The sequence below is a fragment of the Halostagnicola sp. A56 genome (assembly GCF_000691505.1).
Lineage (GTDB): Archaea > Halobacteriota > Halobacteria > Halobacteriales > Natrialbaceae > Halostagnicola.
Window position 1 is genome coordinate 24,083 of record NZ_JMIP02000020.1, and the last position, 12,378, is coordinate 36,460.

The 12,378-nt window shown below is 64.2% G+C and carries 10 protein-coding genes; 6 read left to right on the forward strand and 4 right to left on the reverse strand.

What is annotated here, in order from left to right:
- The first annotated feature begins 21 nt into the window (after nucleotides 1–21).
- From EL22_RS11215 to EL22_RS11230, 4 genes are all read left to right on the forward strand, one after another.
- A complete protein-coding gene (locus EL22_RS11215; protein WP_050051590.1) occupies nucleotides 22–861 on the forward strand; it encodes a 16S ribosomal RNA methyltransferase A in 840 nt (279 codons plus the stop codon).
- 181 nt (nucleotides 862–1,042) lie between these two features.
- Nucleotides 1,043–2,338, forward strand: a complete 1,296-nt coding sequence (locus tag EL22_RS11220; RefSeq protein ID WP_050051591.1) for a mechanosensitive ion channel family protein — start codon at nucleotides 1,043–1,045, stop codon at nucleotides 2,336–2,338.
- A complete protein-coding gene (locus tag EL22_RS11225) occupies nucleotides 2,339–2,908 on the forward strand; it encodes a HemK2/MTQ2 family protein methyltransferase (protein WP_050051592.1) in 570 nt (189 codons plus the stop codon).
- A 182-nt stretch (nucleotides 2,909–3,090) separates the two neighbouring features.
- A complete protein-coding gene (locus EL22_RS11230) occupies nucleotides 3,091–4,875 on the forward strand; it encodes a DNA mismatch repair protein (RefSeq protein WP_050051593.1) in 1,785 nt (594 codons plus the stop codon).
- Nucleotides 4,876–4,930: 55 nt separating this feature from the next.
- Here the strand turns inward: EL22_RS11230 and ilvD are convergent, their stop codons facing one another.
- The 3 genes from ilvD to EL22_RS11245 form a co-directional block, all read right to left on the reverse strand.
- Nucleotides 4,931–6,655, reverse strand: a complete 1,725-nt coding sequence (gene ilvD, locus EL22_RS11235) for a dihydroxy-acid dehydratase (protein ID WP_050051594.1) — start codon at nucleotides 6,653–6,655, stop codon at nucleotides 4,931–4,933.
- A gap of 97 nt (nucleotides 6,656–6,752) precedes the next feature.
- Nucleotides 6,753–7,376 (reverse strand): molybdenum cofactor guanylyltransferase, encoded by a 624-nt coding sequence (locus EL22_RS11240; RefSeq protein WP_156184110.1) that lies wholly within the window; start codon nucleotides 7,374–7,376, stop codon nucleotides 6,753–6,755.
- Nucleotides 7,377–7,420: 44 nt separating this feature from the next.
- Nucleotides 7,421–9,001 (reverse strand): lipopolysaccharide biosynthesis protein, encoded by a 1,581-nt coding sequence (locus EL22_RS11245; RefSeq protein ID WP_050051596.1) that lies wholly within the window; start codon nucleotides 8,999–9,001, stop codon nucleotides 7,421–7,423.
- Nucleotides 9,002–9,506: 505 nt separating this feature from the next.
- On the opposite strand from EL22_RS11245, the gene EL22_RS11250 reads away from it, so the two are divergent.
- Nucleotides 9,507–10,472: a beta-ribofuranosylaminobenzene 5'-phosphate synthase family protein gene (locus EL22_RS11250; RefSeq protein WP_050051597.1), complete on the forward strand. Its 966-nt coding sequence runs from the start codon at nucleotides 9,507–9,509 to the stop codon at nucleotides 10,470–10,472.
- 430 nt (nucleotides 10,473–10,902) lie between these two features.
- Complete coding sequence (locus EL22_RS11255) at nucleotides 10,903–11,139, forward strand: hypothetical protein (RefSeq protein ID WP_050051598.1); 237 nt, start codon at nucleotides 10,903–10,905, stop codon at nucleotides 11,137–11,139.
- A 247-nt stretch (nucleotides 11,140–11,386) separates the two neighbouring features.
- Here the strand turns inward: EL22_RS11255 and EL22_RS11260 are convergent, their stop codons facing one another.
- A complete protein-coding gene (locus EL22_RS11260) occupies nucleotides 11,387–12,325 on the reverse strand; it encodes a DUF368 domain-containing protein (RefSeq protein ID WP_050051599.1) in 939 nt (312 codons plus the stop codon).
- Between the last annotated feature and the right edge of the window lie 53 nt (nucleotides 12,326–12,378).

Below are 12,378 nucleotides of genomic sequence, written 5' to 3' on the forward strand. Positions count from 1 at the left end.
GGGAACTCGAAGCGCCGAGCGATGAGAGACCCAGACGGCCTGATCGCTCGAGCCGGCGTTCGGGGCGATCCGGACCGGGACCAGCACTTTCTGATCGACGACCGCGTGCTCGATCGGTTGCCGACGTATTTGACAGAAATCGACGCTGATACGTCCCACATACTCGAGATCGGCGGCGGAACCGGCGCGCTGACGGATCGACTGCTCGCGGTCGCAGACGCGGTGACCGTGATCGAGCGCGATCGCAAACTGGCCGCGTTCCTTCGCGAGGAGTTCGCAGACGAAATCGAGGACGGACGACTGACGGTCGTCGAAGGGAACGCACTCGAGGTCGAGTTACCCGAGTTTACGGCGTCCGTTTCGAACCTCCCCTACGGTGTCTCGAGCGAGATCACGTTTCGGCTGCTGCCGGAATCGCGCCCGCTCGTGTTGATGTTCCAGCAGGAGTTCGCCGAGCGGATGGTTGCCGAGCCCGGCACGTCCGAGTACGGCCGACTGTCGGTGTCGACCCAACACTACGCGGACGTCGAACTCGTCGAAACGATCCCGAAGGAAGCGTTTTCGCCGCCGCCAGCGGTCCAGAGCGCCGTCGTCCGACTCGCGCCGCGCGACCCGGAGTACGAGGTCGACGACGAGGGGTTCTTCCTCCGGTTCGTCAAAGCGCTGTTCACGCAGCGCCGGAAGACGATGCGAAACGCCGTTCGGAATACGGGCCACATCTCGAGGCTTGCGGATCCCGACGCGGTCGTCGACGCGGCCGACGAGGATCTACTTCGAAAGCGCCCCGACGCCGTGACGCCGGCCGAGTTCGCCGCGCTCGCGAACCTCGCGACGGACGTGAGCGACCGAACCGACGGCTGAGTACCGAGATCGACAACGACTGAAAATCGGAACCGACGACGACTGAGTGTCGACGCCGACGACTGAGTTCGAAATCGACGTTCGCACGGCCGAATACCGATAGTTCTCGAGTGCAGTTTCCACCGCGGTCGACCGACGGATACAGGTGGGTCCAACGACGAAACGATTGAAAGGGACAGAGATGTTCGAGGTACTCTTCGGGCTCGACTGGTTGGGAGAGCAGTTTTCGATGTCGACCCAGCGACTCGTCGTGACGATCGCGACGGTCGGAGTATTACTCTACGTCGTGGTGTCGTACCAGCGGATTCAGAACTGGTTTTCTACCCGGATACGCGCTCTGTATGCCGATTTCGTGACGATGTTTCTCCTCTTTTGTGCCTGTGGCGTGGCGCTTGCGATCATCCTCGGCGTCTGGCAGGAAACGACGCTGATTACGAACGAATTCGAGAACCTGAATCCCGAATCACCAGAGATCGCCCGCGCCGTCATCTCCGCGATCCTCCTCCTGAGCGGGTTCATCGTGACGCGTTTCGTCCAGCGGGTGATAGAGGAGTTGTTCAGTTCGTCGACGGCTGTCACCGACCACCAGCGCGAGGTTACACACCGCCTCTCGCAGGTGGCGATCTGGGCGCTCACGATGATCGTGATTCTGGGCGTCTGGATCGACGACTTGAACGGGCTGTTGGTCGGCGCGGGCCTGTTCGGTGCGGGGCTCGGCATGGCGGCGAAGCAGACGCTGAGTTCGGTCCTCGCGGGATTCGTCCTGATGTTCTCGCGGCCGTTCGAGATCGGCGACTGGATCGAAGTCCAAGACAGCGAGGGGACGGTGACCGACATTTCGATCTTTAATACGCGCATCCAGTCGTTCGACGGCGAGTACATCATGGTGCCCAACGACATCATCGCCTCGGGCATGATCATCAACCGCTCGCGGCGGGGACGACTGCGAGTCGAGATCGAAATCGGCGTCGACTACACCGCCGACGTCGAGCGGGCGGCCGAGCTAGCAGAGCAGACCCTGCAGGACCTCGAGATCGCGCAGCCGGCACCGGCCCCCCACGTCGTCTCGAAGGGGTTCGGAGACTCTGCAGTACTCTTGAGCGCACGCTTTTGGATCGACAAGCCGAGCGCGCGCCGACGCTGGCGCGCACGAACCGCGGGCGTTACGGCGATCAAGGACGTCTTCGACGAGGAGGGGATCAAGATCCCGTACCCACAGCGCGAGTTGTCCGGGCGCGCCGAACAGGGCGGGTTCGTGCTGGCCAACGACGAGGGGATCGAGCCGGCCAGGGCCGCCGCCGCAAGTTCGGGCGACGAGTCGTCCGGATCCCACGCCGCACAGTACGACGAACGAACCGACGCGCGTTCGAACCGCACGGATTCCGATCCGGGGTCCGACGCGAGTTCGGAGGGGGACGACTCCGGTTCGGAGTCAGACGAGGACGGCGAACGTGTCGCCCCCTCGGAGGACGGGTAGATGGATCTCGCCGACCAACGCGGCCTCGAGACCGACGTCTACCAGCCGGCGGAGGACTCGGAACTGCTCGCCGACGCCGCCTGCGACCGACTCGAGGAGGGGGACCTCGTGCTCGAGGTCGGCACCGGCTCTGGCTACGTCGCGAACCGACTCGCCGAGGAGACGGGTGCGCGCGTGATCGCCTCCGACGTGAACCCCCACGCCGTAGCGCAGGCTCGCAGCGAGGGCGTCGAACCGGTTCGGGCCGATCTGGTCGAACCGTTCTCCGACGGCTGTTTCGACGCGGTCGCGTTCAACCCGCCGTATCTCCCGACGGAATCCGACACCGAGTGGGACGACTGGATGGAGCGGGCGCTCTCTGGCGGGGAGGACGGCCGCGAGGTCGTCGATCCGTTTCTGGATACGGTCGGCCGCGTGCTCGCACCCGACGGCGTCGTCTTCCTGCTCGTGAGTAGTCTCACCGGCGTCGACGAAGTCGTCGAACGGGCCGGCGAGAACGGTTTCGGCGCCGTCGCCGTCGCCGACGAGTCGTTTCCATTCGAGACGCTGACCGTTCTCGAACTGCTGTAGTCTGGGTTCGTCACACGAACTGTCTCGGTGCAGCCACAGCCGTTTCGTCCGCTTCGAAGACGCTGCTCGAGCGCGCTCGAGACATCTCCCGTTTGGCTGGGGCGGGGACGGAACCAGTCGGTCGACCCGAGCCGTCGAGCCGGTGCCACAGCGTTCAAGGCAGTTCCCTCGAACGTTCGCGTATGCGACTCGAGGAGTATTGGGGAGTCGGGCCGAAGACTCGCGAGACGTTGGTCGCGGAACTCGGCAGGGAACGAGCCATCAGAGCGATCGAGGGCGGCGACGTTCGGACCCTCTCGGAGGCGGGATTGCCCCGCGGTCGGGCGACCCGCATTCTCCGGCGGGCGACCGGCGGCGCGGGGATGGACGTGCTGGCGACCAGCGACGCGCGAACGGCCTACAAGGAACTGCTCGATCTGGCGGTCGAACACGCGGTCACCGAGCGCGCGGCCGATCGGATCAGAGTGCTCACACCCCGGACCAGCCGCGAGGAGATGACCGAGCGGCTCGACGGCGTGCTGGCGGCCCGAGACGCCTGGACCGATCTCGAGGAGGCGGATAAAGACCGCGTGCTCGAGGCCTACGACCGCTACGACGAGCGCGACGAGAGCGAACACGCGGCCGTCGAAGCGGCGCTCGCGCTGCTCGAGGCAGGCGTCGACTCCGGGCCGTTCGAAACGATCGCCGAACTGGACCGCGAAACGCTCGCGGAGGCCGCCGACGCGCTCGGCGCGCTGACGGACGGGCGCGTTCGCGAGGGGGCCGACGACGAACTCGACCGGCTCCGGACCGCCCTCGGCGCGGTCGAGGACATGGACGCGAATGCGCTCGCGCTCATCGAGGAGCTTCGAGACGACGGCGTCCACGACGTCGAAGGGTTTCGGGACGCCTTCGAAGATCGACTGCTGAGCGAGACGGGCGTCACGGTCGAGCAGATTCGGGAGGCGATGCCGACTGACGCGACGGATGCGTCCGACTTCGTTGGCGGCACGCTTCGGGCGCTTCGATCGAACCTCACCGAGGCCGTCGACGAGCGCGAGACGACCGTCGCGGCGGAGTTCGAGGAGACGCTCGAGGCGGCGGACGAGGCGGTCGAGAAAGCTGTCTCCGCGGTCGACGAGATCGCCTTACACCTCTCGCTCGCGCGGTTCGCGATCGCCTACGACTGTACGCGGCCGACGTTCGTCGGGGTCGAAGGCGCTCGGAGCGACGACGACGCGATTTCGGTAGTCAACGCCCGAAACCTGTCGCTCGAGGCGAGGGACGACGAGTCCGTCCAGCCGGTCACGTACGGTCTCGGCGCTCACGGCGTGACGAGCGTCCCCGAGGAGGTCGGTTCCGTCCCCGGCGAGGAAGACGTGGCCGTCCTCACGGGGGCCAACAGCGGCGGGAAGACGACGCTGCTCGAGACGCTCTGTCAGGTCGTGTTGCTGGCGTCGATGGGGCTGCCCGTCCCGGCCGATCGGGCGGAAGTGACCCCCGTCGATTCGCTGGTCTTTCACCGGCGCCACGCGAGTTTCAACGCCGGCGTCCTCGAGTCGACGCTGAAGTCGATCGTGCCGCCGCTTTCGTCCGGTGGCCGAACGCTGATGCTGGTCGACGAGTTTGAGGCGATCACCGAACCCGGAAGTGCCGCCGATCTGTTACACGGGCTCGTCACGCTCTCGGTCGACAGGGACGCGATGGGCGTGTTCGTCACGCACCTCGCGGACGATTTAGAGCCCCTGCCCGAGGCGGCCCGCGTCGACGGCATCTTCGCGGAGGGGCTCGATCCGGACCTCGAGTTGCTCGTCGACTACCAGCCTCGATTCAACACTGTGGGGCGCTCGACGCCGGAGTTCATCGTCTCGAGGCTGGTCGCGAACGCAACGGATCGAACCGAGCGGACGGGCTTCGAGACGCTCGCGGAGGCGGTCGGCGACGAGATCGTCCAGCGGACGCTCGCGGACGCGCGCTGGAACGAGTGAGGCGACTACAAAAGCAGGTAAATCCCGAGAAGACGGGCGCTGAAACGAGTCGTCGTTACTCTTCTTTGAGGCCCGGATTCGTGACGGCACCGTTCGCCGCCGAGCCGAAATCGCGGGTGTACTTCGCGAGCACGCCGTTATTGTAGGGTTTCTCGGGCTGGTCCCACTCCTCGCGTCGGGCCTCGAGTTCTTCGTCGTCGACGTCGACCTCGAGATCCCGTTCCGGAATGTCGACGGTCACCGTATCGCCGTCCTCGAGGAACGCAATCGGGCCGCCGACGTAGGCTTCGGGGGCGACGTGGCCGATCATCGGGCCGCGAGTGCCACCGGAGAAGCGGCCGTCGGTGATGAGCGCCACGTCGTCTTCGTGGCCGGCACCGACGACGGCCGCGGTCACGCCGAGCATCTCGCGCATTCCAGGGCCGGCTTTCGGCCCCTCGTTACGGATGACGATCACGTCGCCGCTCTCGATGTGACCCTCTTGGACGTAGGCCATCGCGTCCTCCTCGTTCTCGAAGATTCGGGCGGGGCCCTCGTGGTAGAACTCGTCGTCGCCGGTCACCTTCAGGACCGCGCCGTCGGGCGCGAGGTTCCCCGAGAGGATCTTGATCGCTCCCTCGTCCTCCTTGGGCTCGTCGACCGAGTAGAGGAAGTCGGCGTCGATCTCGTCCTCGTCGGGCAGCTCGAGCGTCTCGAGTTCTTCCTCGAGGGTGCGGCCGGTCACGGTCATCGCATCGCCGTGGATCAGGCCGGCCTCGAGCAGTCGTCGGATGACGACCGGAACGCCTCCGATTTCGTGGAGGTCGCTCATCATGCGGTCGCCGCCGGGCTGGAGATCGGCGATCTTGGGCGTCTTTCGCGAAATCTCGTCGAAGTCCTCGATGTCGAGGTCGATCCCGGCCTCGCGTGCGAGCGCGAGCAGGTGGAGCACGCCGTTGGTCGAGCCGCCGATGGCAGTCTGGACGGCGATGGCGTTCTCGAAGGACTCTCGAGTGATGATGTCGGAGGGCCGTCGATCCTCCTCGACGACTTCAACGCCGAGTTCGCCGGCCCGGCGGGCGACTTCGTAGCGCTCCTCGTCTTCGGCCGGTGCCGAGGCGCTTCCGAGCGGAGCGAGACCGACGGCCTCCGAGATCGAGGCCATCGTGTTCGCGGTGTACATGCCGCCACAGGACCCCGCGCCGGGACAGGCCTGGCGCTCGAGGGAGTCGAGTTCGTCGGCGTCCATGTCGCCTGTGCCGTACGCGCCGACGCCTTCGAAAACCTGCACGATGCTCACGTCTCTCCCCTCGTGTTCGCCGGGCAGGATCGAACCGCCGTAGAGAAAGACCGTGGGCAGGTCGGTCCGGACCGCGGCCATCATCATCCCTGGCAGGTTCTTGTCACAGCCCGCAACCGTCACGAGGCCGTCGATCCGCTCGCCGAATGCGACGAGTTCGACGCTGTCGGCGATGACCTCCCGAGAGATGAGCGACGCTTTCATCCCCTCCGTGCCCATCGAAATCGCGTCGGAGATGGTGATCGTGCCGAACTCGATCGGCATGCCGCCGTTCTCGTCGACGCCCTCGAGTGCTGCCTCCGCGACGTCGTCGAGGTGGACGTTACACGGCGTCACGTCCGCCGCCGGGTTCGGAACGCCGATCATCGGCGAGCCGAAGTCCTCGTCGTCGAAGCCCATCGCCCGGAACATCGCCCGGTGCGGGGCTTTTTCCGCACCTTCCGTCACGTCTCGGCTTTGCAGCCGTTCGTCTTTGTCGTGGTCGAACGTATCGCTGCTCATACCTGAATCTGCACTCGAAGGGTCATAAGTTACCCTTTCTGCTCCCGTGCGGCGGGAAGAGCGCCGACCGCCCCACGGTTTCGTCGATTCGCCCAGATCACTCGACGCGCTTCTCGGCGGCCCGAAGGGATTCCCGCGTGTCGATGCTCTCGAACGTTCGCTCGTCGATTTCCTCGAGAGCGCCCTCTTGGACCGTCACGCAGTCGATTTTCTCGAGTGCCGCGACGACGCGATTGTCCTCGCTCCCCATCGTTTCGGCGCAGGCTCGAGTCATAGCGTCGGTCCGATACACGGCCTGGGTCGTCTGGAGCCACCCCGACTCGAGTTCGACGACGGCACCGTCCCGCCCGCGAGCGCGGTCGAAGAGTGCCTCGATGAGCGCGGGATCGACGAACGGCATGTCGCAGGCGACGACGGCGGCGTACTCGTAGCGACACTCCTCGAGTCCGGTATGGATCCCGGCGACGGGGCCGCGGTCCGGAATCGGGTCGATCGCGAACCGGATTGCGGCGTCTGCGCCCGAGAGAGCTGCCTCTACGGAGTCCCGCTGGTCGGATCGGCAGTTCACGACCACGTCGTCGGTTACCGCGCCGATCCGATCGACGACCCGGCGTATCATCGGCGTTCCCTCGAGTTCGGCGAGCGCCTTGTCGCCGTTTTCGAAGCGCCTGGAGTAGCCGCCCGCGAGAACGACGGCACCGAGAGAGCGATCGGCTGACACAGGTGGTGAGTGGGCGACGAGCGCCATAACGTCACGGGTCGGGGTTAGAATTTGAAATATTGCGAGAAAAGCCCCTCCTTATCGCGGTTCTGGAGTCGGCGACAGACCGGTTTCGCCTTCGAACCGATCGGATCCGGGAACTGGGCCAGAACGCGGAAGATCTCGGTGAGATCGAGCGCGCCGAACGCGACGGCGATAACGAGGAACGTCGCCAGACCGACTGGGGGAACGACGAACGTCGAGAGCGGCAGGGAGCCGACGAGCGGAATCGCGATCGGGATCGAAAGCGCGTTCGCCAGCGCGAAAATCGGGACCGCCGCGACGAGTGCGGTTGCAAGCACGCGCGCGTATCGAGCGTCGGAGACCGGGTCGAAGCCGACCTGCCAAGCGCTCCAGACGTGGAATACCGCCATCGAACCGTACCCGATCGAGGTCGCGACGGCCGCCCCGTGCATGCCGTACAGCGGAATCAGTACCGTATTCAGAACGACGTTGATACCCGCGGCCAGACCGGTCGCGATGATGGGGTATCGGAGTTCTCCTTTCCCCTGCCCGATGGCGAGCATCGGCCGCGCCAGCGCGAATCCGACGGCACCCGGCAGCAACAACAGGAGTGGTTCGACCGCGGGCTCGGATTCCGGCCCCCAGTAGACCGGGACGACGTCGTTGGCCAGCGCGGCCATGCCGATCGCCATGACCGCGGTGAGCAAGAACGTGTACCGCGTCGTCTTCGCCGCCAGCCTCGACACGCGCTCGTTTTCGCCTTTGGACCACAGTTCGGACGTCGAGTGGACGAAGACGGTCTGTAACGTGATCGGTGCGAACCAGAGGAACTCCGCGAACACGAGCGCCGCTTTGTAGTGGCCAACCTCGGCCTGGGTTCCCAACGCCTGCAGCATCATTACGTCGACGTGGTACAACGACATCAGCAGGAAGACGAGCACGATCGAGAGCGTGTTGAACGACATCATCTCCCGCTTGGGAAGCGCCCCGTCGTCGCGTTCGAACACGCTTCGCAACGACTGGTGGAAGTGTAATACGACGTGGCCGAGCGCGGCCGCCAGCCCGGCCGCTATCACCTGCCCGAGCAACGCTCCGACGACGCCGTAGCCGTAGTAGACCAACGGTACCGCGACGACGACGAACGAGACGTTATAGAGGACCTTCAGCGGCTCCGAGTACTTCTCGAGGCCGAACCCCATCAGCGATTTGCGGGCGAACATCATGTACTGGGAGGCGATCACCATCCCGATCATCACGTAGGAGTAGCGCGTGAACTCCGGCCCCCAGACGAACTCGAAGACGCCGGCGTAGGTGAGTACGCCCAGAATCGCCGAGCCGACGACCACGAGGAGCGTCGCCAGACGGAGGTAGAACCCGACGACGGATCGCTCCCAGCCCTCGATCGAGCGATCCTCGGCGACGTACTTGCGAACGCCGTCAGCGACGGCGGTGCTGACGAAGATCATGATCACCGAGTGCGCAGAAAGCACCGTCGCGTAAGCCCCGTAATCGGCCGGTCCCATCCAGCGATAGAGCAGCGGCGAGGAAATGATCCCCAGAAAGAGGGTGATGAACTTTCCGCTGGCCACGGTGAGGATGCCGCTCGTGAGGCTTCGTTTCATCGAATCACCGCTTGCTGTCTACGAGTCATATCCTGTATTCACCAGCACATCAGCGGGCAACCACGATCGGTCTCGAGCGATACCGTCGGCGTACGCGCCATTTCGCGCGTCGTCTGTCTGCGGTCCACGTTTCGTATCGGCGACCGTTCGGTCGCCCGAGGGGTCCGTCACTCGCACCGCTCGAGGATTCAATCGGCGGGTAACCCGCCCCACCGAACTATCGATCGATAGCGCTCACTCCCAGTTTATTATGCGTTCGTTAGTTCGGAACGACCGCCTTATCACACTATTAAACGTCGTCACAGCCGTTCTCTCGAGCGCGTTCGGAATCCGATGTCGAGGGCCGATGCCGCGATACGATCCTCGAGATTTGCCGTTCGAGTCAGCCCGACAGGGTATCGCCCGGCGACCGGTGTTCATTTCGTCTGAATGGAAGTCGATTCGGCCGCTGGCGGCCATTGCCATAGTCGTAACCCCCTTCCCTGCTGCATCCATAGCCGCTCACATGGCGACCGTACGCGCAGGTGCTCGGCTTCACGTCGGCTTTCAGAACCTCTCGCTCGCCCGAGAGCGTCTCTACGGCGGGATCGGTATCGGCCTCGAGGAGCCACGCCTGACGGTCTCTGCGGAACCAGCGGACGATATCGTGGCGGGAGATCCGCTCGTGGGCGAGTACGCGGCTCGAGCGGCCGACGTGCTCGGCGTGCCGGGCGTCTCGATATCGATCGGGAACCGGCTGGATCGACACGTCGGCCTGGGAAGTGGCACCCAACTCGCGCTCTCGATTCTCGCGGCGACGGCGGCGGCCTACGACACGGAACCCGAAATCCGGGAGCGAGCACCGGCGATGGGCCGGGGCGGCAGAAGCGGCGTCGGCGTCGCGACGTTCGAAGACGGCGGCTTCGTCGTCGACGCCGGTCATCCCACCGGCCGGTTCACCACGGAACCGCCCACCGAGGGCGAATGGACGGTGCCGCCGGTGGTCGCCAGACACGACCTGCCGCGCGACTGGCGCTTTCTCGTCGTCGTTCCCGACGCAGACCCGGGACGGAGCGGTACCGGCGAGGACGAGAGCATGCGCGCGGTGGTCGAACGCGCGGATCCCGCCGTCGCGGACGAACTCGCGAGCGTCGTTACCGGACGGCTTCTTCCGGCCGCCGCCGAGGGGCGACTCGAGGCCTTCGGCGACGCCATCGCCGAAATCGGGCGCAAGAACGGTGCCTGGTACGCCGACGCCCAAGGCGGCGTCTTCCGCCCGCCCGCCGGCGAACTCGTCGAATCGCTCGAGTCCTGTCCCGTCCTGTTCGGTGTCGGTCAGTCCTCGTGGGGGCCGGTCGTCTACGGCGTCACCGACGAGAGCCACGGTCGGGAGGCCACGGCCGCCGCGCACAGGGCGCTCGCGGAGCGCTCGCTCGAGGGCGAGGTTATCCTCGCGTCGCCGTCTCGAGCGGGTGCGACGATCGAGGAGTGAGCGCCGCTCGAGTGGATAGAATACCGATCATAGAACCGATCAAACGCTATTCTACGCACGATCGGATCGGATAAAGAGGGGTGGGAAAAACAGTCTACGAGTCCCTCTCTGACACGCTTAGGAGTATTTATCACCGGCAAGTACTTGGTTAGTTAGAATGAAAACGTATTATGCAGAGACGCTTTAGGGAGGCGTTCTTCTATGCCAGTATCCTGCTCCTCCTCGCGTTTTCAGCGGATCTCGTTACTGATGGAACAACTCTCAGCGCAGGTGCGTGGTGGGCTGTAACACTCACAGTAGTCGGACTGCTGGTCTGGGCGTTTCTGAGCGGTGAAAGAACAAGCGCGTAAGATCCATACTCTATACTGAACGGCAACTGCGCGTGCGAACTGACCCCTGAACTTATTTCATTTGGATGGGATATAGGCGTATGAAAGAGGAGTTGAAACGGAGGCTATTTCGATTTGATCACGAGGGATGGAACAATCCGTGGTACGGCTTCGTTGCTGCGCCAATTTTAACGGCGCTGGGTATCTCGATCGGTGAGCTATTTGGTGTTCATCTCGTCTCATCGGCACTGGGTGAGGATCTGATTGTAATACTTTGCATGGTGGTTACGATAGTCGTTGGATTCACCGGAGTCGCGTTGATCGATATGGGTCGTTGACTTTCCAGAGATACGGTTTCCAATAGTAGTTTCCATTGGTAATAAATTTATCTTATATACCCATAGATGTTTTATGTTAAATGTGTAACTAAGAATATAAGATCAGGTCGTCTCGAGGAGAGAATTGGCAGCAGGCGGCCGATTTCCGTTCTCTATTTCCAATAGGGAGTCACATTGGATAGGTGAACAGTATCGACCCACGACGCGCGGACGCCTAAAACGATGTGGCCGGTTCGATATTGGTCGCCTACGCGTAGTCGAGATCCTCCGTGTACCGATCGATAACGAGCACCGACGCCGCGCCGACGACGGCGGCGACGACCGCGACGAGCACGCCGAACGGCGACTGACCGACACCGCCGTCGAGACCGGCGGCGACCTTCTCGATCGGCAGGCGAAGCGATCCAACCATCAGACTGACTAGGAAGACCAGCGTCAGCGCGCGGTATCGATCCAGCGCGCGCCGCACGATGTGAGCCATCGAAAAGAGACCGATCGCCGCGCCGACGACAAAGACGACGACGATGGTTCCGGCGTCGACGACCGGCTCGAGCGGTTCGCCGGTAACGAGCCCGAAAACGCTGTCGACGAACGAACTCAACGTGCCGGTCATGTACTCGTACTGCCCGAGCAGGATGAGAAAGAACGACCCCGAGACGCCGGGTAATACCATCGCACAGATCGCGATCGCACCCGCCACGAACACGAACGGAAGGGCGTGTGAGATGCCCCCCGCGGACACCCCAGTAACGGCGAGCGCGATCAGGATGCCGACCGCCGCCACGACGAGTCGCCGGGCCGTCCACGTGTCGATATTCCCATAGAGGACGACGGCCGAGGCGGCGATCAGCCCGAAGAAGAACCCGTAGGTCGGAACCGGATAGGAGGTCACCGCGGTGTGCATCGCCTGCGAGAGGACGACGATCGACGTTGCGATCCCGAGTCCGAGAGAAATGAGGAAGGCCGCGTCCGTCCGCTCGAACAACTCGCGGAACGCCTGGCGTCCCGCCGACGTGTGCAGACGGACGGCCGGCCCGAACTCGCGCGGGTCAATCGCCGTAATCGCCTGGATCAGGCGATCGTAGATGCCGACGATCAGCGCGATGGTCGCCCCCGAGACGCCGGGGACGACGTCCGCTGCACCCATCGAGAGCCCTTTGCAGTAGACGCGGAGAAATTCACGCATCGGTCACAGAGTAGTCTGGGTGTCGGCAAAAGCGTTCTCACTCGTCTTCGAGG